This window comes from Shewanella sp. AS1, assembly GCF_021412565.1.
Taxonomy (GTDB): Bacteria; Pseudomonadota; Gammaproteobacteria; order Enterobacterales; family Shewanellaceae; genus Shewanella.
Genome location: NZ_JAKCLJ010000007.1, coordinates 104,635 through 129,689 on the forward strand (window position 1 = coordinate 104,635; position 25,055 = coordinate 129,689).

Below are 25,055 nucleotides of genomic sequence, written 5' to 3' on the forward strand. Positions count from 1 at the left end.
CTCACTTTACTTGGCGCCAAAGGGCATAGTTGATATAGACCAGGGTGAGCAGCAGTAAGGCTGCCCCTGCGTTATGGGCCACGGCGATGGCCAGCGGTAGGTTAAATACCACATTGCTGATCCCTAGTGAGATCTGCACCAAGAGGAAGAAACCCAGCAGCCAGGCGCTACGTTTTAGCTGCACAGTTTGCGATAGGGTCAGCATACGAATGGTCAGCCAGACCAATAACAGTGTGGTGAGAATCGCGCCAAATCTGTGGGCGACATGTATGGTCATACGTGAGGAGTAACCTAAGATACCAAACTCATAGCTGCCCTCGGTTTGATGGAAAGGATAGAAGGCATCTGTCGGATGCAGGTTATTGAACCAATCCCCTTCACAGATAGGCAGCTGGGTACAGGCGAGGGCGGCATAGTTGGATGAGGTCCAGCCCCCCAGAATAATCTGCAGTACCAGTACCCCCAGGCAGAGCAGAGCAAAGGATTGCAATCGTTTTGCCAGCGGCTCATCACCGGGAAGCCAGTTTGGGCTGTTTCGCAAAAACAGCAGCCATAGCAGGGAGAAGAGGGCAAAGCCGCCCAGCAGATGGGACATGACGACCACAGGCATCAGCTTCATCGTGACTGTCCACATCCCTAGTGCCCCCTGAAACAGAATCAACAGCACTATGGCTATTGGGAGTTTTTTCGGTGCATGGCGTGTTTTAAGGCAGATAAACAGGATAGCCAGTACCAGTAATCCTAAGCTGCCGGCAATATAGCGGTGGATCATCTCCAGCCAGGCTTTTTCCGGCTCAACCGTATGTTCGGGGAACTCTGCTTTAGCATAGGTCAGTTCATGGTGTTGATCGGGCACGGTAATCATACCGTAGCAGCCGGGCCAATCCGGGCAGCCAAGTCCCGCATCGGAGAGACGGGTATAGGCGCCCATCATAATGACACATAGGGTAAAGATGAGCGTGAGTTTGAGTAGCGGTGATATTTTCATTAGCCCACCCTGGAAAGTTTCAGTAGTTTACGAAGATCATTGACCATGGCCTTGCCCTGCATTATCTGCTGCTCTTTATCGGCGACCTGCTGATAACGCATCACTAGGGCGCCGAGGGGATCGACCACCACCAATTGCTGCTCATTCAATAACTGGCTCAGCTCAGGCGTGCTGCTGGCGGTTTCGAAATGAAACCCCTCCAGAGCCTTTGCATCGCTATCATTTTGCAGCAGGACTATGGTTGTGACTCTGTCTTGATCTTTACCCAAGGCGATATGGCTCTGCTGCAGGATATAGAGGCGATCCTGGCAGGGGCGATCGCATTGGGTTGGCAGCAGGTAGAGGATCTGCCAAGACTCGGGGTGGGGATTTGCCATCGCAAGGCTCTGGTAACTGAACTCTGGGGGTAAGAGTTCTCCCTGGTTAGTTGCACCGCCCTGATAGAGATGCAGGCTCAGCACTAATTTAGCGGCGATCACAGGTAATAGGAAAGCCAGCAGCAAGATAAGTAACGTTTTTCTACTGGTTTTTTTGGGGGAGTTCATCTTTGCCCGGCTCCTCTTATTGACGTTTTGTCGTTTTTATCACTACAAAAAAATGCCAACTTCCCGGAACGGCTAGGAAGGATAAAGTTGTTGCTGTGTCTCTTTTTTATTTCGTTTCTTTTTACATCGTTTATTTTTATCTAGCTTAGTAGTTAACCTACTCGTTATGCCCTGCTTAGGCAATCGCTTAATTTATCTATTTTTCTTTTGGCTTGTTTGGTTTTTTTCTTTTAAATATCAGTATGTAAAAAATCAATATGGCAAAGGCACCTGCCATGGAAAACCACTGCACCGCGTAGCCTAAATGTTTTTCTGATGTCAAAGGTATGGGTTGCCAGGGGTGAGGCAGTTCGCTGCCTGGCAGCTGAGTGGGCTGTAGCACCGCGGGTGCGAGTTTGATGTTTAACCTCTGCTCAAGTTCATCGAAATTGAGATTTTGTACCCGCATAGGGTTGCCGTTCTCCGGCAGAAGATGTTCGCTCATCGGATTGGTCGATTTTCGATATAGGCGGCCATCCAGTGACAGCGCCTGCTTGATACCGGGCGGTTGGGGTAATTGCCTTCTGTCTATCGGACCTGGCATAAAACCCAGCTCGACTAACAGCAAAGGCATATCGGGTGTTACCTGCATTATCTGATAAGCCAGATAACCGACCTTGCCCTGGTAGATCTGATTATCCAGTAAGATCAGAGGCTGGTGGCTGGGGTCGACCTCGACCTTTAAGCGATAACCCGTGAGTCCCGCTTCCGGTGAGAGTGTCAGTAGTTCAGGATAGCCGATGGGCGCCGATGCCTGCCTTGCCTCTAACGCTTGTTGTAATTGCTGCTTTTCTTTTGCGCGCTCAAGTTGCCAAAAGCCTAGCTTGACCAGGATGCTAAATACCAGCACAGTGATACATACGAGTAACCATTGTGGCCAGGTAACGGCCGTATGAGGTCTATTGATGACACTTGTTCTGCTTTTTAAACTTGCCTTAGTGCTGTTACTGCTATTTATCATCTTTAATCTGGGACGCGCCTTAGTGATTATGGTGAAAGGGGATAGTCAGACTCCCATGAGCCGCTATCTTGGGCGACGGGTGCTTTTCTCTGCTTTGGTGCTAGTCATGTTGCTGTTGGCCTTGAAGTTTGGCTGGATTGCACCAAACCCAAGGCCCTATTAACAGTTAGATATCGTGTGTCTGACAGCCTTTAGTGAACACTTTATAGGACATAAACAAACACAAACAGACACAACCAGACCACATCCACAAAGTGCCAATACCAGCTGCCTGCCTGGAAGGCAAAATGCTTGTCCGGGGTAAAATGCCCCTTCAACACCCTTAGCAAGAGCACCAAGAGGAAAATAGTCCCCAGGGTGACATGCATGCCGTGGAATCCAGTGAGCAGGTAGAAAGTATTGCCATAGATACCTGAGCTGAGGGTCAGACCCATCTCCTCATAAGCATGGGCATATTCAGCTGCCTGCAGATAGAGGAAGCCTAGGCCGAGCAATATGGTCAACCCCAGCCAGAGTGTCAGCGCGGTGCGTTTGCTTTTTTCCAGGCTGACGTGAGCAAAGTGCAGCGTGACTGAGGAAGCCAGCAGAATGATAGTGTTGTACAGAGGTAAGCCGCCCCAGCCCATCGCCTGAGTCTGAGTGCCGTCAGGCGTTGTCAGCAGCGGCCAACTGGCTTCGAATGCTGGCCACAACACCTCGTTGGTCATGGCATTATTCGATGCGCCGCCTAGCCAGGGCACGGCTATGGTGCGGGCATAGAGCAGTGCGCCGAAGAAGGCAGCAAAAAACATCACTTCTGAGAAGATAAACCAGCTCATTCCCTGACGAAAAGATCTGTCCATCTGTTTCGAATAGAGATTGGCTATCGACTCCCCAATAACAGTTCGAAACCAGCCAAAGATCATATAGAGGATCACGGCGAGACCGGCGATCAGGGTATAGCCACCGCTGGTTTTGTCTGTGTCTAACTGCAACACATAATTACCCGCGCCTATGGCGATAAGAAATAAGCCAATGGCGCCTACGATGGGCCAGCCACTCTGGGCTGGCACATAATAGTGTTCATGTTTGCTTGTCATTTTGTCGCTCCTTGTGCAACAGCGCCGACATACCCCTTGTCGGTGATATTGTAGAGAGTGTATGAAAGTGTTAGCGTCGATATAGAATCAGGAAGTTCGTGATCGACATAGAAGATCAGCGGTAATGCCGCGTCGCCATTGGCCGCCAGATGTTGTTGATTAAAGCAGAAACACTCTGTCTTATGGAAATAGGCGGCGCCCATTCCGGGTGAGACCGAAGGGATAGCCTGGCCGACTATGTTGTCCTTGGATAAGTTTTTCGCGTTGAACTGAGTGCGGATCAACTCCCCTGGGTGCACCTGCAGGCGCTTAACTTCTGGCGTAAACTCCCATGGCATATCCTGCTGTATCTGAGCCATAAACTCGACTGTAACAGTGCGTGACTCATCGACCGTCATGGCTTGATAGCTGGCGGCACTGCTTGAGGTTTTGCCATTGATCCCCAATTGCTCACACAGCACATCATAGAGAGGCACCAAGGCGAAGCCGAAGCCGAACATGGCGACCGATCCGAAGATCAGCATGATGATCAGCTTACGGTTCGACTTACCCTGATGAGTCATCATCTTACTTAATCTCGGGTGGTGTCGAGAATGAGTGATAAGGTGCAGGACTTGGCAAGGTCCACTCTAATCCCTCTGCGCCATCCCAAGGTTTAGCCGGGGCCTTTTCACCGCCCTTGATGCATTTGAGCACTACGGCCAGGAAGATGAGCTGCGACAGACCGAAGGCAAATCCACCGATAGAGACAATCTGATTCACATCGGCAAACTGGATAGCATAGTCAGGAATACGCCTTGGCATGCCTGCCAATCCCAAGAAATGCATGGGGAAGAAGAGTACGTTGACCGAGATCACCGAGCACCAGAAATGGATCTTACCTAGCTTCTCGTCATACATATGCCCTGTCCATTTTGGTAGCCAGTAATAGGCCGCCGCCATGATGGAGAAGATGGCACCGGTAACAAGCACATAGTGGAAGTGGGCCACTACGAAGTAGGTATCATGGTACTGGAAGTCCACCGGGGTGATCGCCAACATCAGGCCGGAGAATCCCCCTATGGTAAAGAGGATAATAAAGGCGATGGAGAACAGCATGGGCGTTTCAAATGTCAGCGAACCACGCCACATGGTCGCCACCCAGTTAAACACTTTCACTCCGGTCGGCACGGCGATCAACATGGTGCAATACATGAAAAACAGCTCGGCAAATACCGGCATGCCTGTGGTGAACATGTGGTGCGCCCAGACCAGGAACGAGAGGATCGCGATACTGGCGGTGGCATACACCATGGAGGAGTAACCGAACAGGCGTTTACGGCTAAAGGTAGGTAGAATCGCCGAGATGATGCCAAAAGAGGGCAAAATCATGATGTAGACTTCCGGGTGACCGAAGAACCAGAAAATATGCTGGAACATCACAGGATCGCCACCACCGGCAGCATCGAAGAAGCTGGTACCGAAGAATTTATCTGTCAGCACCATGGTCACTACACCCGCGAGCACGGGCATCACAGCGATCAACAGGAAGGCAGTGATCAGCCAGGTCCACACAAACAGCGGCAGTTTCATCCAGGTCATGCCGGGTGCACGCATATTCACAATAGTGACTATGACGTTGATCGCGCCCATGATGGAGCTGATACCCATAATATGGATGGAAAACACAAACAGTGCTGTGCTATCCGGACTAAAGGTGGTGGATAGTGGTGCGTAGAAGGTCCAACCAAAATTAGGGCCGCCCCCTTCCATAAATAGCGAACTGAGCAGAATGGCAAAGGCGAAGGGCAGGATCCAGAAGCTCCAGTTATTCATTCGCGGCAGCGCCATATCGGGCGCACCTATCATCATGGGGATCAGCCAGTTAGCCAGTCCGGTAAAGGCGGGCATGACGGCACCAAACACCATGATAAGTCCATGAACTGTAGTCATCTGATTAAAGAAGTTGGGCTCGACCAGTTGTAATCCGGGCTGAAACAGTTCTGCCCGGATCACCATAGCCATGGCGCCACCGACCAGGAACATGATAAAGCTGAACCAGAGGTAAAGGGTGCCAATATCTTTATGGTTAGTAGTAAACAGCCAGCGTTTTATGCCTGTTGCATGTGCCTGATGTTCGTCGTGCGCATCAACATGTTCGGCATCCATATTTGCTTCGCGCGTGATAGCATTCATAGCGCCTCCTTTATTTTCCATGTTGATTTACATCGGCGGCCTGCACAGCATCGCCGGTTTCATTACCCCAGGCATTACGCTCGTAGGTGATCACGGCAGCGATCTCTTGGGCTGTAAGTTGATTGCCAAATGCCTGCATGGCAGTGCCCGCTTTACCATTGATGACGATTTCGAGATGATCGTCTATGGGGCCGGTCGTGATTGGGCTGCCCTTCATTGCAGGGAAGACGCCAGGTAGACCCATACCGTTTGGCTGGTGGCAGGCAGCACATCGTGCCATGTAGACCTGTTCGCCCTGGGCCATGAGTTCATCTAAGGTTAAAGTCTGGCTTAATGATGCTTCGGCCTGAGCTGCTGCCGCAGAGGCTTGCTGTTTTTGGTCGTCCAGCCAGGTGTCAAACTCGGCTTCGGAAACGGCCTTGACCACAATCGGCATGAAGCCGTGATCTTTACCGCAAAGCTCGGCACATTGGCCGCGGTAGATGCCGGGTTTGTCGATGCGAGTCCAGGCCTCATTGATAAAACCTGGGTTAGCGTCCTTCTTGACTGCAAATGCCGGTACCCACCAAGAGTGGATCACATCTTCCGAGGTGAGCAGGAAACGGACCTTCTTATTGATTGGCAGCACTAGGGGTTTATCTACTTCGAGAAGATAGTGTTCACCTTTAGCTTCGCCGCCCTCTATCTGTTCTCTGGGGGTGGCAAGTAAACTGAAGAACTCAATATCCTGATCGAAATAGCTGTAATGCCATTTCCACTGAGAGCCTGTGACCTTGATAGTAAGGTCGGCATCGCTAGGATCTTCCATTGCGATCAAGGTTTTAGTGGCAGGAATTGCCATGATAATGAGTATGACGAAAGGCACTATGGTCCAGGCGATTTCTACCTTAGTACTTTCATGGAAATTGGCAGCGACGGCACCCTTAGAGCGTCTATGGTTGACGATCGAATAGATCATCACCCCAAAGACGACTATGCCTATAACACAGCAGATGTAGAAGATGGTCATGTGAAGACCAAACACCCTTCCACTTATCTCTGTTACCCCTTGAGTCATGTTTAGGGGCATATCGGCTGCAAATAGGGCGGGTGCGAACACAGCCCCTAGCAGGCTCCACAACAATTGCTTCACTAGACTTCTCCTATGTCAATTGCGAATGCAACTACAAAGAGAAAGTTACACAGTATGTCTCGGCTCTATGCAAACTCTCCGGTTCCCAAAAAGCAACGATGACTTCAAAGTGCGCCAGTGGTGAAACTATTGTTATTTCTGGTGGACCACATATGCACTTACGGCTGAATATATCAGGCAAATTTCAGCTTACAGCAGGTACGAGTTTTTACAGGTTTCGTGCCTCAAGCCGACTATCAAATCGTTCGGATATAACAAATAATCGTTGATATCAGTTACTAACTTAATCGGAGTTTACATATTGATCAAGCGGGTAATTCTTTTATATTTTTCGATTAATCGTTAAAAAAGCGCCCCGTAAGTGTCTGCCTACGGGGCGTTTTTTCGAAGAGCTGTATGGAAAGTGGATGGAGATTTTTTGGTTTATATCAGTGGTATGCTGCAAACAAGCCGCTCTGTTGCAGAGATAAATTCTCATTAAAATTAGCTGGTTGAGAAAACTTATCATGATTGTCTTCAATCACAACTCCAAGGGCTCGGGCATTTTTAGCCACTATCTGTAGACGGCGGTTGTCGCGGGCATCTAAGGTGCTTGCCCAACTGATCACTGCACTGGATGTACCACTGGTCAGCGCCTTCTCCGTGGCCCAAAGGGTCTCGACTTCATCCTTGGTGTGTACCAATAAGATTCTGTCCATGCGTACCCCCGCATCGGCCAACATCTGCTTATAGCCTATGTTGGGTGGACTGATAAGCACTATCCATTGTCCCTGCTGGCTCAGTCTGGCCAGTTCAGGGGTTAATGCCTGTAGTTCACTCTTACCTTGGGTATGGCTGGCTATGGTCGACAGGCCAGCGTTCGAGCCTGAGTCGTTCATTGGTTTTTCTATGTCGGCCCAGAGACCCGGATGACGTGGAGCGTTACCCATCAGATTATTCATTGCCAGTCTCCGTTACGAATGACGCCTACGGCCAGTCCTTCTATGCTGAGGCTTTGATTGGTGAGATCCACTACTATAGGGGAATACTCTTCATTTTCTGCATGTAGATAAACGGTATTGCCTCTTTTCTCGAAGCGTTTGACTGTGACATCGTCCTCGACCCGGGCGACGACTACCTGACCATTACGGGCCTGAGATACTTTGTGGACGGCGAGCAGATCCCCTTCGAGTATGCCGATATCTTTCATGCTGTCGCCACGTACCCGCAGCAGGAAGTCGGCGCTGGGTCTGAACATGGCGGGGTCAACCTGATAATGTTGCTCGACATGCTCCTGGGCTAAGATAGGTTCGCCCGCGGCCACCTGCCCTATGAGCGGCAGGCCTAACTCTTCCTGCTCTTCAGTATCCTGAGGTAGCCTGATCCCTCTGGAGGTACCTGGCATAATTTCGATATAACCTTTCTTAGCCAGTGCTTTGAGATGTTCTTCTGCGGCATTGGCACTCTTAAAGCCTAAACGACGGGCGATTTCCGCTCGGGTCGGCGGCATGCCTGTATCGGCTATGTTGTGCTTGATCAGGTCTAAAATTTCAGCTTGTCTGGGGGTTAAGGGTCTCATTGCTTATCCTGTCTTTCCATACAGTACCTGTCAGTATATACAGTATTTTATACAGTGCAAGTAATAACCAGTTGTTATCTTCTATTTATTCAAATTCTGTCTATAAAATCGCAGCCTAAGCCTTATTTTGCTTGAAGATCAGTTAGTAACATCTGGTAGTCATGGATGGCGGGGAAATCCCTAAAGACTTTATGGGGCTGCTGGCTGTCGGGATTATTGATGCCCAGCTGGTAAGCGACACCGGCATTTCGGGCGGCATGCAAGATGGCTTCGCTGTCATCGATAAACAAGCTGCGCTCTGGGTCGATGGGCAAGCGTTCAAAGAGTGCCTCCCAGAACTGAGGAGATTCTTTAGCAAAACCGGTTTCGTGGCTAGAGACCATGTGATCCAGTCCTGAGGCGAGCTCGGTATGTTCCAGCTTGAGCGCCAGACTATTTGGATGGGCATTGGTGATAAGGATGCGTGATTTGCCTTGGGCTTTGAGGGCGCGTAGAAAGGGCATACTGTCCTGGCGCATCTTGATTTTATGAGTAATGGTGTGGTGCAGGGCGGTAATATCCAGCTCCAGTTCCTGCTGCCAGTAATCGAGACAGTACCAGTTGAGGGTGCCGAACACTTTGGCATAGGCGTTTTCGACTAGGTGTTTAGCCTGCTTAAGCGGTAGGCGTTTCTGCTCGCTTAACACCTGCGGCACTAAACTAAGCCAGAAGTAGTTATCGAAGTGCAGGTCGAGCAGTGTGCCATCCATATCGAGCAGCACAGTATCTATCTTATTCCAGGGAAACATAATCTGAATGAAAAAAGTTTGTAGTCAGAGTTGTGGATTAATCACATCATAGTAAGATTGATTCGTGAAGCAAACGTCATTTTATGCAGGATTAGCATGCCGGACAAGAAACCAGAGATTTTACATGCAGAGGTGGTGGCCCAGAGCCGCCTGTTTCAGATTGAGCGTGTGCATCTGAAATTTGCAAATCAGGTTGAACGTCAGTACGAGCGCATGAAAGGCAATAATCGCGGTGCAGTGATGGTGGTGCCTGTGCGGGGTGACGAGTTGTTACTCGGCCGGGAATATGCTGCCGGCACCCACAGCTATGAACTGGGCTTTCCCAAGGGGCTCATCGATCCCGGTGAAACCGCGGCCGAGGCGGCCAATCGTGAGCTGCAGGAGGAGATAGGTTATGGCGCGGGTAAGCTGACCCATCTAATGGAGCTGAGTCTGGCGCCTGGGTATTTCTCCAGCAAGATGCAGATCTTTATCGCCGAAGAACTCTATGAGAGTCGCCTCGAAGGGGATGAACCCGAACCGATAGAGGTGGTGAGCTGGCCATTATTGCAGTGGTTTGAGCTGTTATCCAAGCCAGATTTTTCCGAGTCACGCAGCGTTAGCGCCTTGTTTTTAGCTCAAAAACATCTAAAACTAAAGTAACTGAAGCGGTATTTAAAGGCCTGAGTGCCCAGGTTGTTGGAGTAGCGATGAAGCCAGAAGAGTATGTGGAGCAGGCAATAGCCATAGCCATCGAAGCTGGAACTGCGATTAAAGAGATCTACCTCGATGGTAGTTTTAAGAAAGAGGTGAAATCCGACAATACTCCCGTGACTTCCGCCGACATTACCGCGCATAAGATCATCACCTCAGCATTACGCCAGTTAACTCCAGATATCCCTATCCTGTCGGAAGAAGACGCCGAGATCCCCTTTTCCGAACGCAGTCAGTGGCAGCGTTACTGGCTGGTCGATCCCTTGGATGGCACAGGCGAATTCATCGCCGGCAGTGGCGATTTTTCGGTGATCATCGCTTTGGTGGAGCACAATCGTCCCATCATGGGCATAGTCTATGTGCCTATGACAGAGGTGATCTATTACGCCATCGCCGGGCTGGGTGCCTATAAGCGCAACAACAAAGGCGAGGTGCGGATCAGCAGCCGCCAGCTGGATCATGGTGGTGCAGGATCCTTACGTCTGGCCGTGAGCCGCAGGCAGGATCCTCACTCAGTGTTAAAGCTGTTTAATCAGCCTAGACATTGCGAACTAGTGGTGCTTGGCGGGGCGGCACTCAAGAGTTGTCTGGTGGCCGAGGGACGAGCCGATTGTTATGTGCGGGTCGGGCCGACGGGCGAATGGGATACAGGGGCGGCGCAGATTATTATCGAAGAGGCCGGCGGTCAGGTGATGGATCTTGAGCTGCAACCTCTGAGCTACAATGAACGTGAAACCTTGGAAAATCCGAATTTTATCGTAGTCGGTTCGACGCACCTGCCCTGGGATGACCTGCTTGTCAGTGAGTAACGCGCCTGTATATCGCGCGGCGACTAAAGCCGATCTCGCTCAGATAGTCAGTCTGGAATTACAGCTCTTCGGCGATCACGGCTATCCCGACTTCTTTTTTCGTCAATGCATAGATTGCTGGCCCAATGGTCTGCGACTTGCGACCTTAGATGGGCGCATTACCGGCTATATCTTAATTACCCCTAGCGAGCAAACTGATCTAGCTTGGATCCTCTCTTTGGCCGTGGATACTGAGTTTCAGGGCCGTGGGATAGGCTGGGGCCTGGTAAAAGATGCGATCGCTTCTCTTAGCGAGAAGATGACCCGGGTGAAACTGACAGTGGATCCCAACAATCCGGCGGTGAATCTCTATCTCGCCCTCGGTTTTGTTGAGCAAGAGATCGAGTCTGACTATTTTGGTCCGGGGCAGGCCCGAATAGTGATGCAGCTGCGCCGCGATAGGAAATAGAGGGAGCTATGATATTAACGCGACGCTTTTTCCCCTATTTTGTCACTCAATGCCTAGGCGCCCTCAACGACAATATCTATAAAAATGTGTTGCTGCTCATGGCGACCTACTCCCAAATCGAGCACTTACCAATTGGCATCAATCTGTTTGTTAATCTGGCCGCGGGCCTGTTTATTCTGCCTTTCTTCCTCTTCTCCGCCTATGCCGGTTTAGTGGCCGACAACATGGATAAGGCAAAATTGATCCGCAGATTAAAACTGCTGGAAGTGGCTATCATGTCCTGCGCAGCGGTGGCGATACTGACCTCGAGTTATCTGGCCATGCTGGTGTTACTGTTTCTGATGGGGAGTCAGTCGGCATTTTTCGGGCCGGTTAAATATTCGATTTTGCCTCAGGCACTGTTCGAGGATGAACTGGTGAAGGGCAATGCCTGGGTGGAGATGGGCACCTTTCTGTCTATTCTGCTCGGCACTCTAGGGGCGGGATTATTGATCTCAAGGGATCCGAGCGCGACTATGGCGGCTTTGCTGGTTGTTGTTTTGGCCGGCTGCGGCTATCTCTCCAGTCTGGGCATCCCACCTTTGCCGGCACAGGGTAAAATACAGCACATCAAATTTGCCCCTCTGTCGGGCACCTGGCGCAGTATTGGCAAGGTAAGAGCGAATCCGAGTCTCTGGACGGCTGTGCTTGCCATCAGTTGGTTCTGGTTTCTTGGGGCGACCTATCTCACTCAGTTTGCCAATTTTACCAAGTTATACCTTCACGGCGATGCCAGCGTGGTAGCGCTCTTGTTGGCGCTCTTCTCTATCGGTATTGCCTTAGGATCTTTTCTGTGTGAGCGTCTGTCCTTCGGCCACGTCGAGCTGGGACTCTTGCCCTTTGGCCTGGCCGGTTTGACCCTGTTTGGACTCTCATTGTGTTTTTGCCTGCCGTCACTGCCCAGCGATCCTCTTTTGCATCATGATCTGGGCGGTTTTCTTGCCGTGACGAGCCATTATCCTGTGATGCTCTCTCTGCTGATGATAGGTGTTAGCGGCGGACTGTTTATCGTTCCTCTCTACGCCTTTATTCAGTCGCGGGCAGAGAAGGGACAGTGTGCCCAGGCCATTGCCGCCAACAATATAGTCAATGCGCTGTTTATGGTGGGATCGGCTGTGTTGGCCATCTTGCTGCTGGAAGTACTGGGCATAAGCATAGTGTCACTGTTTATGCTACTGGCCTCAATCAACCTGCTGGTTGCTCTGTTTCTCTTTACTGGTGTGGCAGAGTTCAGGCAGCGATTTGTCGCCTATCTGGTTAATCATCTGTTTAACCGGCTAAGTGTTGTCGGGCGGGAGAAGCTGCCGTCACTGGAGGCGGGGATTATTCTGTGCCAAGTTGACAGCAGGTGGGATCTGTTCCGGGTGCTCGGCACCTCGACCCGAGCTATCCATTTCGTGGCCGACCCTGTGTTGATCCGAGGAGGTTTCTTTCTGAGTTGGTTCGGTCAGGATCTGATCCCTTGGCCTGCCAGGGCAGAAGGAAGCACCATAGATAAGCAGACGCTTGAGGCGATAGAGACGCATTTAAGCCGGGGCGAACTCGTGTGTATTGTGCGGAGTAAAAATCAAACAAACTGGCCTGAAGTCTTGGATAAGTTGCTGTGGGATCACGAGGTGGCGGTGAATCTGATGCAGCTTTCCCCTGCGGTATCGAGCCTAGGCATAAAGAGGGAATATTTAGCCGCGATAGGCTCACCGCTGCTGGATGTTGGCCGTCAGGAAATCCAGCAAGCCTGGGCCGAGTTACAGCAAGGCTAGCGGAGCAGACCTATCCCGCTAGCCCGATTAAGTCAGATTAGTTTCCAGATGAATCGGCTTGGTTTTCATCCAGCCATTGATGAACGGCCTGATGATCGCCTTTAAAGATGATGCGATCCTGTTTTCTGCCGATCTGATATTGATACATAGGATCGTAATATTTCTCTAATAAAAGCCCAATCCACTCGAGATGGGTCTGGGTATCGCCGCGACTTAACTGGGCAGCCAAGGCGCTGTCGATTAACGCTTGTATCTCATCGTGCTGCTTACCGCCCAGGCGTTTCTTAATGCCGGAGACGCTCAGGTGCAGATAGTCGGTAAAGGCGCTAAAACCTTCCTCTTGGCCTAAGTTATCTTGATACTCGGCGACCATCTTATGCACATATTCATCTAACAACCGACTCAGTCTGGCACTTAGGCTCTCTTCGAGCACCACAATATTGGCGCTCTGCATCCCTTTATAAAATGCCTGGGGCAGGGCCGAGCGTCCAATCAGGTAGCTTTCATCTTCCAGTAGCAGATGAGTAAACTGCTTTTTCTGGTGTTTTAACAGGGCGACCGCCAAGGCGTTTTCGAAGTTGATCTGACTCGGCTGAGGCTTAAAGCGACGACCGAAGCTGGAGCCCCTGTGGTGGGCAATGCCTTCGAGATCCACAGCTTCCTGCCTTAGCTGGATAAAATCTGTCTTGCCGCTGCCGGTAATGCCGCTGAGGATCAGCATGTTACTCTTCTGTGGCGCCTCATCTATGGTCTCGATAAGAAACTGTCGCATCGCCTTATAGCCGCCCTCGATAAAGGGAATGCGTAAGCCTGCTTCTTTTAGCCATTGCTGGGTCAGTCTGGAGCGAAGGCCGCCGCGAAAACAGTAGAGATAGGCGCCGGGATTGGCCCGAAAATAGTCGAGCCAGGCATCGATGCGCTGTTGTTTGACTTCGCCGCACACCAGGGAGTGACCCAAGGCGATCGCCGCGTCTTGCCCCTGCTCCTTGTAACGTGTGCCGACCAGGCGCCGCTCCTCATCCTGCATCAGCGGGTGGTTGGTGCTGGCGGGAAACGCCCCTTTGATAAATTCGACTGGGGCGCGCACATCCATAATGGGATGATCCCTGGTAAATATCTCAGCATATTGCGCTTTAGAAATAAGCTCACTGGTCATTAAATCAGTTCCACCAGGTGTGATGTCTCTGTGGGATCGAGCAACTGACCTATGCTGATAGGATCAATTTCGTTGGCTTTTAGCAGCGCGATGAGTTCGGCTTCCGATTCTTCTGATACCGCAATCAGCAGGCCACCGCTGGTCTGGGGATCGCACAGTAGGGCCTTTTGTCTGTCATCCAGAGGGGCCAGATGTTCGCCATAGCTGTCGAAATTTCTGTGGGTGCCGCCGGGGATACAGCCCATCTGCAAATAGGCTTCGACCTTAGGCAGTAGTGGCAGGCGATTGAGATCTATCTGGGCCGTGAGCTTGGCGCCGAGGCACATCTCGATAAGATGACCGGCAAGGCCGAAACCTGTGACATCTGTCATGGCATTCACGCCATTGATCTTGGCGATCTTCGGGCCGAGTTTATTGAGCTGGCACATGGCCGTTGGCGCAATATCCAGATCCGCATCGGCGAGCTTCTTCTGTTTCTGCGCCGTGGTCATAATGCCAATCCCAATGGGCTTGGTGAGGTACAGTTTGTCGCCCGGCTTGGCGGTATCGTTCTGTTTTATCTCATCGAGGGGGATCTGCCCCGTTACCGCCAGTCCGAAAATCGGCTCAGGGGCATCGATACTGTGACCGCCGGCGAGCATGATGCCGGCCTCCATACATGCCTGGCGCCCACCATCAACGACTTGTTGTGCCACTTCGGCGGGCAGAGTATTGACCGGCCAGCCCAGAATGGCGATCGCCATCATAGGTGTGCCGCCCATGGCGTAGATGTCGCTGATGGCATTGGTCGCAGCGATACGGCCAAAGGTGAAGGGATCGTCCACTATGGGCATAAAGAAGTCAGTGGTACTGATAATGCCGGTATCATCATTGAGTCTGTAGACGGCGGCATCATCCCGGGTGCTATTACCCACGAGCAGATTGGGATCGTTAAATTGAGGCAGTGAAGACGCTAAAATGGTGCCTAAAACTTTGGGGGAGATTTTGCAGCCACAACCTGCGCCATGACTGTATTCGGTAAGTTTGATTTTGGTCTCTGACATTGAGCTAAAGCGTCTGTTTAGATAAAGAGCTCCATGATAGTCCTATCCCCAGACGACTTCAATTAGGCGACTTTAATTACGCGAGTTCAATTGGGTGACTTCAATTGCTGACTTCAATGAACCCGCAATCGCGGGGCGGCGACAACTTAGGAATAAAAGAGAAGGCCACCCCTTGGTGGCCTTAACTGAACAGATCTCTGGTACGCCAGATTAATTGCCGGCGATTAACAGCTGCCAGCTTTTTTGGCGTATCAAGAGATCTTGCTTGAGTTCTTGCACCTGTGAGCGCAACTGTTTGATACACAGCTGCTGACGTTTGGCCTCCAGCAGTGCTTTCTTGGCCTGATAGTACTCCCCCAGATGATGCTTTAGCAGCTCATATTCCTGCTGGAGTTTCTCAAGCAGTTCCTGATGATCACTGCGCTGTTGCAGCTTATCCTGAGTCTGCTTCAGCTGCATCTGTAGTTTGGCACGCTCGATCCGCTCCTGAGGCGTGACGCGTCTCTGGCTGGCCAGACCCATCCAGGCTAAGGCATTGATTAGCCACTTAGTGGGATCGTAATGCCACCATAAGATGCCATTGCGATAATCATTTTCAAAAATATGGTGGAAGTTATGATAACCCTCGCCATAGGTAAACAGCGCAAGCACACCATTGTCGCGGGCGGTATTTTTGTCTGTATAGGGCTGCTTGCCCCAGATATGAGCCAGAGAGTTGATAAAGAAGGTACAGTGGTGCACTACAACCAGTCGCAGCAGGCCGGCCATCAGTAACATGGCCCAGACATCCCCGTTTAACCAGCCTAAAAATGCCGGTAAGCCGAAATTCATCAGCAGTAGCAGAGGCAGGTAATACTTGTGCTGCCACATCACAATTTTCTCATTTTGCAGGTCACGGACATTCTGATAATCGTGATATCTGTGAGCCTGATACTCTCTTAACATCCAGCCGATATGGCTGTACCAGAAACCCATGTTCGCTGAATAGGGGTCTTTGTCGTTATTGTCTACATGCTTGTGGTGTATGCGATGATCCGATGACCAATGCAAGGCACTGTTTTGCAAAGCCAGGGCGCCACCAAGGGCGAATAGCAGGCGTACTGACCAGTGCGCCTTGTAGGTGCGATGTGACCAGAGTCTATGATAACCCGCGGTGATCGACAATCCGCTGGCGAAAGCCAAGCCGATGAAGGCTGCCCATTCGGCAGCACCATAACCATAGGTGATGCCATACCAAGGGACTAAAATCAGGGCGCAGAGAAAGGTGGTAGCAAAGAGTAAAACGTTGGTCCAAATCAGTGGAGGCTTGTTCATTATTCTATCCGACAGCAAATGATTGGGCTTACAAGTGTAAGCTAATTTACCGATCTAGATCACATAGGTCAAGACGGGCTGTGTTTTTTGGCTAAAGCAGGTATTATCTGCAGATACTTTATCTATTGGATTCATCACGATGGGCATCAGAGCACTGCAGAAAGAAAAAACTCGACGGGCGTTAGTGGACGCCGCATTTAATCAGTTAAGTGCCGAGCGCAGTTTTTCCAGTCTCAGTCTGCGTGAAGTCGCCCGCGAAGCCAATATTGCCCCGACCTCTTTTTACCGCCATTTCAAAGACATGAATGAGTTAGGACTCACTATGGTCGATGAAGGCGGACTCACACTCAGACAGATGATGCGTAAAGGGCGCCAGCGCGCCGAGGCGGGTGGCAGCGTGATCCGTATTTCGGTCGATACTTTTATGGAAGTGCTCGATTCCAATCCGAACGTGTTTCGTATCCTGCTCCATGAACGCTCCGGCACCTCGGCACCGTTTCGTGCCGCCGTGGCTCGAGAGATAGAGCATTTTATCTCAGAGCTGGCACATTATACCGAGGCAACGACTAAGCGCAGCCCGGAGCTCGCCAGGGCTCAGGCCGAAGCTTTAGTCACCTTAGTGTTTAACGCCGGAGCCGCAGCATTAGATATGAAACGGGTCGATCGTAAAATCCTAGCCGACAGATTGGTGGTGCAGCTGCGCATGGTGGCCAAGGGCGCAGAGGCCTTGCAGCACAAGTTGGAAAAGCGATAGGCAAGTAAGGGCGCACAATAGGCGCAAGGCATAGCAGTTACTTGAACGTGTATACAGAAAGGGCTCTAATAAAATTGAGCCCTTTTTTGATCGATTAACAGTAGTTAACGTCGCTCCAGCAGATAACTGATAAGCTTGATGGTGTCGCGGTTTTCACCGCTTCGACTTCTTTCATCTGTGGTTCCTTCTTTTTGCAATAACGTGAATATGGGAGTCAGCATCACGCAAACCCGCATTGGGGCTGAGTTTGCTGCTTCCCACAATACCTTTTTGAGAACCAGTTCAGTCGATACTGATCTCTATCTTATAAATCCCCATCTGGACGTAACGGCAGAAGTTGCTCAGTACTAGTCGTACTGGACTGTCGGCGCCTCCTAAGGTTGCTAATCGGTATATGCACAGGGGGGATATATATCTGTAAAATATTGAAAAAAGAGAAAAGTTAAAAATTACTTAAACGGCATATGCGATGAGTTAATAACGAAGGAAACTCATCATGAAACTATTACGATTGCAGTAGGTGATGGATTGCACTGGGCTGGGACGTTCGTCTATTTATAGCTATATGAGTGAGGAGAGTGAGGAGAGTGAGGAGAGTGAGGAGAGTGAGGAGAGTGAGGAGAGTGAGGAGAGTGAGGAGAATTTTCCAAAGCCAGTAAAAATTGGTCCAAGAATATCGGCTTGGGTTGAAAGTGAAGTGGAAGATTGGATGATGGAGCGGATTGAGATAGGGATCGCGAGTAATGGGATAATTTTTTGAATAAAAACAATAAACAAAAGATTTAATGGTCTGTTTTCATTATTGTTGGGCATATCTGAATGAAAATATTCGCTATGGCGTTGTTGTATAAGTCAAATTATCAAGAGGTCAAATGGCATTTTTAGTGACAAGTTAGTGTAAGATGACTTACAAATATGGGGTGAATCGATTTTGGTTTCTAAATGAGGAATACAAGGATGTCATCAGAAGCGGATACCAGAGCAAATTATATTGATCCAGCGTTGAAAGCTGCGCACTGGCAACCTAATAATATCATTCGTGAATATTATTTTACTGATGGTCGTAAGCTGGCTAAAAGTGTGCGAGGCCGCCGTTGTTTCGTCGATTATCTGCTCCATAAAGATAGCCGTCATCTTGCAGTTGTTGAAGCAAAAAAAGAATCTGAACATCCAACCAAAGGTCTTCAACAAGCCATCGACTATGCCAAGAAGCTACTTGTTCGCTTTGTCTATTCAAGCAACGGCAAACAAACCTATGAGTTCGACTTAGAAACTGGTAAAGGCGACTACATCGAGTTTTACCCAACACCACAAGAGCTTGAAAACCGCTACGCGGGTGTTAATTCGGATCTAGGCCAGCAGCTTCGCAATGTGCCCTTTCATTTAGAAGGCGCCATGAAGCCGCGTTATTACCAAGAATTAGCGGTACATGCTGCTACGGATGCAATTGGTAAAGGTAAGCCGCGAGTGTTGTTAACGCTGGCAACGGGCACAGGTAAAACTTTTATTGCTTTTCAAATAGTCCATAAACTGTTCCAGTCTCGATGGAACAAAGAATCTCCGGGTACACGCAGGCCACGAATTTTGTTTTTAGCCGATCGCAATATTTTGGCCGATCAAGCGATTAACACTTTCAATCCATATGAAAAAGATCTCATCAAAATAAACGGAGAAGAGGTACGCAAGCGTGGCGGTATCGTGCCGACCAATGCACATATCTTTTTTGCTATCTACCAAGCCATTGCTGAGCGAGAAAACATTGAAGGCTATTACAAAGCCTATCCAAGTGATTTTTTCGATCTGGTGATGATTGATGAGTGTCACCGTGGCAGCGCCAATGAGGCGGGCTCATGGCGAGCCATACTCGATCATTTTGGTAGTGCCGTGCATGTAGGTTTAACAGCAACACCCAAACGTGAAGCCAACGTTGATACCTATGATTACTTTGGCACACCAGCATTTGAATACTCATTAAAAGATGGCATCAACGATGGTTTCTTAACGCCTTACCGCGTCAAGCGGGTGCGGACCAACCTAGACGAGCTGGTGTTAACTAAAGACGATCAAGTGGTCGAAGGCGAGTCTGGGCAAGATGTCTATCAGGTAGAAGATTACGACAAAAAGATCATTGTTGATGAGCGTACAGAGCTTGTCGCAAAAGCTATTTTGGACAATATCAACCCATTAGAAAAAACCATCGTATTTTGCGAAAACCAGAACCATGCGCTCACAATGCGCGACATGATAAACAAAAACAAAAAAGTAAAAGACCCGCACTACTGTGTGCGAGTGACCAGTGATGAAGGCAAAGTTGGCCGCGAACTACTGGAAAAATTTCAGGATAACGATAAAGATATCCCCACCATCATTACCTCATCGCAAATGCTTACCACTGGGGTTGATGCCCGTAACGTGCGCAATGTCGTGCTCGACAGAACCGTGGGCTCAATGGTGGAATTTAAGCAAATTGTAGGTCGTGGAACCCGTGTTTTTGATGGTAAAGATTACTTTACCATTGTCGATTTTCGCGGAGCAACAAACAAATTCTACGACAATGACTGGGATGGTGAACCTGAAGCGCCTGACCCAGGGGGGACAGGAGAGCCAACTCCTCCACCTTATAACCCTAGACCACCAGTAGAAGGTCCACTACCGGAACCCGGCGTGCCAAAACCCCGACTAAAAGTGAAGCTAGGGAAGCATCGTGAACTCAAAGTGATTGATGTTGAAACCCGATATATCGATGAAAACGGAAAGCCACTCACGGCTCAGGAATTTGTTGAGAGGCTGATTAGCCAGCTGCCGGGGCTCTTCAAATCGGTTGAAGAACTAATAAAGATTTGGTCTGACCCTGATGAGCGCGAAACTTTGCTCGGCAAACTCGTACAAGCAGGCTTCGATAAAGAGCAACTTGCGACTCTACGTCGAATGTTTGAAGCAGAAGAGTGCGATATCTTCGATCTGCTGGCTTTTTTAGCCTTTGAACAGCCCATGGCAACCCGTAAAGCTCGCGCAGATCAAGTTCGTGCTAACAGTGCCTTCTTTAATCAGTACCGGCAAGAAAAGGCCAAGCAGTTTTTACACTTTGTGCTGAACCGCTATGAACAAACAGGCAGTACCGAGTTATCCCGCGAGCGCTTACCTGCACTTATCGAGCTGTCAGGGTTGGGCACAGTGAAAGACGCTTCAACAGCATTCGGTGGAAAGCCAGCCTATTTGTTGGCGGCTTTTAAACAATTACAACAACAGCTTTATCATGTGAATTAAAATGGAACTAACACTAGCGCCTAACCCGCTGCATAACCAGCGCCAAGCCCTGCATATCAACAAAGTAGCGACCTTGATTGGTGAAAATGGCAGCGGTAAGTCCAGCATCTTGCAGTCAGTATTTGAAGAGCGGTTAAACAAACGCGCACATCACCACCTAAATGTGGTGTGCTTTTCTTCAGGGCAGAATGAAAACTACTCTGAAAAGTTTGGTGTTTACTTAAAACGCGAACGTCAAGCGGGTAGAGGGTTAGGCTTAGAGTGCCTTTACTTTGACAAGCCCTGGTCAAAATTACTCATTTTCCTCGCAACGGCGACTAAGCGTAGTGGCAAAGTTCGTTCATTTTTGCGCGAACGAGGCTATGTTACTGAATCGGCATTTGAAGGTGATGACCAAACTACCTGCTTAAAATGCGCATTCAAGATTGATAAAAATTATGTCAATCGAGTTCAAGACGCTCTGAAGCGTGAAGAAAGTGGTGAGGTTGATACGCTACGAAATACGCCCTATTTCCGTTCATTAGATAGCTTCATCAACACATTTGTTTCAAATGACTATGAGTTTGAGCAACCGCTACGTAAGCGAACTATTGAAATACCAGCAAGCAGATTGATCGATGTTTCGTTCGATTACCCAAGACAGCCACAAGCTGGTGAAGAGGGTATAGAAGCTGGTGAAGCAAATGCCCAGGCTCAAAATATAGCGTTTGACCCTGAAGTGAGCTTTTTTACCCAAGCGGCGGATAACGATTACTTCATAGACAAACAAGGCTACAAACTCGTTTTTAAAGATGGAATAGAGCTTGACCAGTTAAGCGATGGTGAATACCAACTGCTCTTTCTATACGCGTTGATAGACCTTTTTGATGCGCCGAATACGCTATTCCTATTTGATGAAGCAGATTCGCACCTGCACTACAAAAACGTAGAGAAACTATGGTCGCTATTACACGGCATTCAAGGCCATGCGATTACTACGACACACCTGTTGGACTCTATTTCTGCAAAAGAAAACCGCATAGAACACCTGAAAGTGGTAGAACAAGGTCGAATTAACGAAGACAACAAGATCAAGCAACTAATCAGCCGCCTTAGTGTACTTTCTCGTGCCAAATCCGTTGAATTTGAGGTGTGTGGCAAGCTGCCTAACATCGCCTTATTAGATGACTACAACGACTGGATTATCTTTACCAAACTCGCCTCACGTGCAGGGTTAGACGTAAATCGATTAGCCACTATGCATGCCATGAAAAAGTCGTCCAGCTACGCTTCTGCTAACGAAACCTTTGGTAAGGGCAAAATAGAGTGGTTACATGGCTTAAGCAAGATTGAATCACCACTTGTCACAACACGGATTTTCCTAATTTGTGATCGAGACGAGGCTGCATTGGACTGGAATGTTGCTAATGGCGTTCAAGTGAACGGGCAAGTGTACCGTGAATTGCTAAATGCCATTCAATGGCCTCGTGGCACCAACGTATCGCCATACCTATTGGCTTGGAAACGTCGTGAAATTGAAAACTATTTACTTTCCTATAGTGCCCTGATGCACTTTGAAGTGATAGATGCAATAAACAATGAGCAACTGGCACAAGGGTTTCATTTGAGAGAGGGTGATTCAGGGGATAACGACGGAATAAGAATGCTTGATGTTAAGCGTATCGTTAATCCATTGATCGAAACCCAAGGTATTGGCAAAGATTTGACCAAAATTGAGTTTTATATAAGTCACATGAAGCCAGAAGAAATCAGCGAAGACATCACCAATATGTACAATTTTATTATCGGAAAACTATAAGCCATGTCACTACAACAAAAGATTGACCGAATTACCGACATACTGCGCCGCGACGATGGCATTAGTGGTGCTATGCACTATACCGAGCAAACCTCATGGGTGTTGTTCTTAAAGTTTTTGGATGATTATGAGTCTGAAAAAGAAGATGAAGCGGTACTATCAGGTAAAGATTATCAACCGGTGTTGGATGAAGCGCACCGCTGGTCAAATTGGGCCTGCCCAAAAAATGCTGAGGGCAAGCTAGATATTAACAAAGTTCGCACGGGCGATGACTTAACCGAGTATGTGAATAACGAGTTATTCCCCTACTTAAAAAGCTTTGCCAATGCCGCCGTTACAGGTTCAGACCCAAAATCCTTCGCCTATAAAATTGGTGCCATTTTCCAGTATTTAGACAACAAGGTAGCGTCTGGCCATACCTTGCGTGAAGTGTTGGATATTATCGACACACTGAATTTCCAGTCCAGTGATGAAATGTTTGAACTCTCGCTGGTGTATGAAGGCTTATTGCAAAACATGGGCGATGCCGGTGGTTACGCCGGTGAGTTTTACACCCCGCGCCCCGTGGTGCGCGCGATGGTGCAGGCCATTGACCCGCAAGCCGGCGAGACAATTTACGACGCAGCAGCCGGTTCTTGCGGGTTTCTGGTGGAAGCCTTTGAACACCTGAGAAGCAAAAAGAACCAGCTCTCCACCGAGCAGTGGGATTTCATTCAGCGTGACACCTTCTTCGGTTTTGAGAAAACCTCTCTGGCTTATGTGATGGGCATGATGAACATGATTTTGCATGGCATCGAGTCACCTAACCTGTTCCGCGGTAATACGCTGACTCAGAATATCCGCGATATTCAGGAAAAAGACCGTTACAACATTATTCTGGCTAACCCGCCGTTTGGCGGTAAAGAAAAGTCGCAAATTCAACAAAACTTCCCTATCCAAAGCAACGCAACCGAATTGCTGTTTTTACAGCATTTTATGAAAACCCTGAAAAGTGGCGGCAAAGCAGCCATCGTTGTACCAGAAGGCGTCCTATTCCAAACTAACAGCGCCTTTAAACAGGTCAAACAGGAACTGCTGGAAAACTTTAACCTGCACACCATTTTAAGCCTGCCCGCTGGCGTATTTTTGCCCTATTCCGGCGTTAAAACCAACGTACTGTTTTTTGAGCGCAGCGGCGGCACCAGCGATGTGTGGTACTACGAATGCGAGCCGGAGCAAAAGCTCACCAAAAACAAACCCATCACCGATGAGCACCTAAAAGAGTTTGTTGAGCTGTATACCAGCCGTGAAACCACTGATCGCTCCTGGACTGTTTCAGCCAGTAAACTTGCTGAAGACTATGACCTATCCGCCAAAAATCCAGCCAAACAGAAAGATGCCGAGCATTTAGCACCCAGAGACATCCTTAAGCAGATCCGCACAAAAGAAAAGCTGGTGTCTGGGCTGTTGGATGAAATTGAAGATCTGTTGACGGAGAAGTAATCATGCAGCAGGTTTTGTATAAATTACCGGATGGGTGGAGCTGGAGAAAGCTAAGTGAATTAGCTAAGACAACCAGCGGGGGAACTCCATCACGCTCAAATAAGGATTATTGGGGAGGCTCAATTCCCTGGGTAAAATCTGGAGAGTTAGGCGATAGCAGAGTTGAAAAAAATGAAGAATTTATTACCGAACTAGGGTTAAAAAATTCCTCAGCAAAACTTTTTCCAAAGGAAAGCTTGTTGCTTGCCTTATATGGAGCAACAGCGGGTAAGCTTGGGATTTTAACTTATGATGCCGCGACTAATCAAGCGGTTTGCTGCATAAATCAAGATGACCAGTTATTGGCAAGAGGTTTCTTACGTTACTATTTGCTATCTCAAAGAAAAAAGATCATCGAAGATAGCTTTGGTGGAGCGCAGCCAAATATTAGTCAAGCTTATGTCCGTGAAATCGACATTCCTACACCACCACTGACGGAACAAAAACGCATAGTCGAAAAACTCGATGCATTGCTCACCCGCATCGACACCGCCATCGAGCATTTGCAGGAAAGCGTCACACTGGCTGATGCGCTATCTCAGAATGGGCTTGATGTCTATTTTGCTGAACTCACAGAAACAAACCCCGAGTTAACCTTGTCAAAGTTAGCTGATTTTATATCTGGTTATGCATTCAAAAGCGGTGACTTCACATCGGAATCCGGAATTAAGCCGATTAAAATAACCAACGTTGGTGTTAATGAGTTTTCTGAAAATGCAGAAGAGTTTCTGCCAGCTAGCTATGAAACTGAATATCAGAGATTTGCAGCAAAGACGAACGATATCGTAATCGCATTAACTCGTCCGATAATTAATGGCGGGTTGAAAGTCTGCCGAGTACCTGAAGCTTATAGCGGAGCGCTAGTGAATCAGCGTGTCGCTGCAATAACTTCACACAACAGACACGTATTAGATTTCATTTATCTTTACTTGCAGTCATCCCGTACAAAAAACTACGTACTTGAAAAATCAAAATCCCTTAACCAACCTAATTTATCAATAACAGACCTTAAAAATTTAGCGATTCCTTTCCCAAATAATGATGACGCTATTGTTAAAGCGGTTGTTGACTGCAACGCTTTGATATCCAAAGCAAGAAAGAGCAAAGCCGAAATTTCTGAAAAAATAACAATGATGCAGCAACTAAAAGCATCGATTCTCGATTCCGCTTTTAAAGGCGAGCTCTAAG

The 25,055-nt window shown here is 48.9% G+C and carries 23 protein-coding genes and 1 pseudogene; 11 read left to right on the top strand and 13 right to left on the bottom strand.

All coding sequences use genetic code 11. From position 1 onward, the window contains the following. Nucleotide 1 precedes the first annotated feature (1 nt). From LZP69_RS11235 to LZP69_RS11245, 3 genes are all read right to left on the bottom strand, one after another. A complete protein-coding gene (locus tag LZP69_RS11235) occupies nt 2-988 on the bottom strand; it encodes a COX15/CtaA family protein (RefSeq protein ID WP_234200674.1) in 987 nt (328 codons plus the stop codon). Then, nucleotides 988-1,533 (bottom strand): hypothetical protein, encoded by a 546-nt coding sequence (locus LZP69_RS11240; protein WP_234200675.1) that lies wholly within the window; start codon nt 1,531-1,533, stop codon nt 988-990. The genes LZP69_RS11235 and LZP69_RS11240 overlap by 1 nt, the downstream gene beginning before the upstream one ends. A gap of 196 nt (nt 1,534-1,729) precedes the next feature. Beyond that, the gene (locus LZP69_RS11245) at nt 1,730-2,422 is read right to left on the bottom strand and encodes an SURF1 family protein (RefSeq protein WP_234200676.1); all 693 of its coding nucleotides are present in this window, start codon (nt 2,420-2,422) and stop codon (nt 1,730-1,732) included. Nucleotides 2,423-2,477: 55 nt separating this feature from the next. On the opposite strand from LZP69_RS11245, the gene LZP69_RS11250 reads away from it, so the two are divergent. Next, entirely contained in the window at nt 2,478-2,696 is a 219-nt protein-coding gene (locus LZP69_RS11250) for a DUF2909 family protein (RefSeq protein ID WP_234200678.1), read from the top strand. A gap of 40 nt (nt 2,697-2,736) precedes the next feature. Here LZP69_RS11250 and LZP69_RS11255 read toward each other — a convergent pair whose 3' ends face one another. The 7 genes and pseudogenes from LZP69_RS11255 to yrfG form a co-directional block, all read right to left on the bottom strand. Next, complete coding sequence (locus tag LZP69_RS11255; RefSeq protein ID WP_234200679.1) at nt 2,737-3,612, bottom strand: cytochrome c oxidase subunit 3; 876 nt, start codon at nt 3,610-3,612, stop codon at nt 2,737-2,739. Then, complete coding sequence (locus LZP69_RS11260) at nt 3,609-4,178, bottom strand: cytochrome c oxidase assembly protein (RefSeq protein WP_234200680.1); 570 nt, start codon at nt 4,176-4,178, stop codon at nt 3,609-3,611. The genes LZP69_RS11255 and LZP69_RS11260 overlap by 4 nt, the downstream gene beginning before the upstream one ends. Before the next feature lies 1 nt (nt 4,179). Further along, a complete protein-coding gene (gene ctaD, locus LZP69_RS11265) occupies nt 4,180-5,760 on the bottom strand; it encodes a cytochrome c oxidase subunit I (protein WP_442800679.1) in 1,581 nt (526 codons plus the stop codon). 46 nt (nt 5,761-5,806) lie between these two features. Next, nucleotides 5,807-6,919 (bottom strand): annotated as a pseudogene (gene coxB / locus LZP69_RS11270) (cytochrome c oxidase subunit II); the annotation flags it as partial. A 428-nt stretch (nt 6,920-7,347) separates the two neighbouring features. Beyond that, the gene (locus LZP69_RS11275; RefSeq protein WP_234200682.1) at nt 7,348-7,860 is read right to left on the bottom strand and encodes a cell division inhibitor SulA; all 513 of its coding nucleotides are present in this window, start codon (nt 7,858-7,860) and stop codon (nt 7,348-7,350) included. Next, nucleotides 7,857-8,477, bottom strand: a complete 621-nt coding sequence (lexA, locus tag LZP69_RS11280; RefSeq protein WP_234200683.1) for a transcriptional repressor LexA — start codon at nt 8,475-8,477, stop codon at nt 7,857-7,859. The genes LZP69_RS11275 and lexA overlap by 4 nt, the downstream gene beginning before the upstream one ends. Before the next feature lie 122 nt (nt 8,478-8,599). Beyond that, nucleotides 8,600-9,265, bottom strand: coding sequence for a GMP/IMP nucleotidase (gene yrfG, locus LZP69_RS11285; RefSeq protein ID WP_234200684.1), 666 nt, complete (start codon nt 9,263-9,265; stop codon nt 8,600-8,602). A 96-nt stretch (nt 9,266-9,361) separates the two neighbouring features. Here yrfG and nudE point away from each other — a divergent pair, with 96 nt between their 5' ends. From nudE to LZP69_RS11305, 4 genes are read left to right on the top strand one after another with little or no spacing between them, the layout of a single operon-like run. After that, complete coding sequence (gene nudE / locus LZP69_RS11290; protein WP_234200685.1) at nt 9,362-9,907, top strand: ADP compounds hydrolase NudE; 546 nt, start codon at nt 9,362-9,364, stop codon at nt 9,905-9,907. A gap of 47 nt (nt 9,908-9,954) precedes the next feature. Then, nucleotides 9,955-10,767: a 3'(2'),5'-bisphosphate nucleotidase CysQ gene (gene cysQ / locus LZP69_RS11295; protein WP_234200687.1), complete on the top strand. Its 813-nt coding sequence runs from the start codon at nt 9,955-9,957 to the stop codon at nt 10,765-10,767. Next, on the top strand, nt 10,760-11,215 hold the full coding sequence (locus LZP69_RS11300; protein WP_234200709.1) for a GNAT family N-acetyltransferase: 456 nt from the start codon (nt 10,760-10,762) through the stop codon (nt 11,213-11,215). The genes cysQ and LZP69_RS11300 overlap by 8 nt, the downstream gene beginning before the upstream one ends. A gap of 8 nt (nt 11,216-11,223) precedes the next feature. Further along, a complete protein-coding gene (locus LZP69_RS11305) occupies nt 11,224-13,014 on the top strand; it encodes an MFS transporter (RefSeq protein ID WP_234200689.1) in 1,791 nt (596 codons plus the stop codon). 37 nt (nt 13,015-13,051) lie between these two features. On the opposite strand, the gene mnmH is transcribed toward LZP69_RS11305, so the two are convergent. The 3 genes from mnmH to LZP69_RS11320 all read right to left on the bottom strand — a co-directional run bounded on the left by mnmH (nt 13,052) and on the right by LZP69_RS11320 (nt 16,527). Continuing rightward, nucleotides 13,052-14,170, bottom strand: coding sequence for a tRNA 2-selenouridine(34) synthase MnmH (gene mnmH / locus LZP69_RS11310; RefSeq protein ID WP_234200690.1), 1,119 nt, complete (start codon nt 14,168-14,170; stop codon nt 13,052-13,054). After that, nucleotides 14,170-15,213 carry a selenide, water dikinase SelD gene (selD, locus tag LZP69_RS11315; protein WP_234200691.1) on the bottom strand — a complete coding sequence of 348 codons (1,044 nt, stop codon included), beginning with the start codon at nt 15,211-15,213 and terminating at the stop codon, nt 14,170-14,172. Before selD ends, mnmH begins: the two co-directional genes overlap by 1 nt. A gap of 210 nt (nt 15,214-15,423) precedes the next feature. Further along, nucleotides 15,424-16,527 carry a fatty acid desaturase gene (locus tag LZP69_RS11320; RefSeq protein ID WP_234200692.1) on the bottom strand — a complete coding sequence of 368 codons (1,104 nt, stop codon included), beginning with the start codon at nt 16,525-16,527 and terminating at the stop codon, nt 15,424-15,426. 139 nt (nt 16,528-16,666) lie between these two features. Between LZP69_RS11320 and fabR the strand changes: the two genes are divergently transcribed. From fabR to LZP69_RS11350, 6 genes are all read left to right on the top strand, one after another. Then, the gene (gene fabR, locus LZP69_RS11325) at nt 16,667-17,281 is read left to right on the top strand and encodes an HTH-type transcriptional repressor FabR (RefSeq protein WP_234200693.1); all 615 of its coding nucleotides are present in this window, start codon (nt 16,667-16,669) and stop codon (nt 17,279-17,281) included. Between the two features lie 523 nt (nt 17,282-17,804). Next, nucleotides 17,805-18,041: a helix-turn-helix transcriptional regulator gene (locus tag LZP69_RS11330; protein WP_234200694.1), complete on the top strand. Its 237-nt coding sequence runs from the start codon at nt 17,805-17,807 to the stop codon at nt 18,039-18,041. Between the two features lie 197 nt (nt 18,042-18,238). Beyond that, nucleotides 18,239-20,548, top strand: a complete 2,310-nt coding sequence (hsdR, locus tag LZP69_RS11335) for an EcoAI/FtnUII family type I restriction enzme subunit R (protein ID WP_234200695.1) — start codon at nt 18,239-18,241, stop codon at nt 20,546-20,548. A gap of 1 nt (nt 20,549) precedes the next feature. Further along, nucleotides 20,550-22,346, top strand: a complete 1,797-nt coding sequence (locus LZP69_RS11340; RefSeq protein ID WP_234200696.1) for an AAA family ATPase — start codon at nt 20,550-20,552, stop codon at nt 22,344-22,346. Nucleotides 22,347-22,349: 3 nt separating this feature from the next. Next, nucleotides 22,350-23,828 carry a class I SAM-dependent DNA methyltransferase gene (locus tag LZP69_RS11345; protein WP_234200698.1) on the top strand — a complete coding sequence of 493 codons (1,479 nt, stop codon included), beginning with the start codon at nt 22,350-22,352 and terminating at the stop codon, nt 23,826-23,828. Between the two features lie 2 nt (nt 23,829-23,830). Beyond that, nucleotides 23,831-25,054, top strand: coding sequence for a restriction endonuclease subunit S (locus tag LZP69_RS11350; protein WP_234200699.1), 1,224 nt, complete (start codon nt 23,831-23,833; stop codon nt 25,052-25,054). The last annotated feature ends 1 nt before the right edge of the window (nt 25,055 follow it).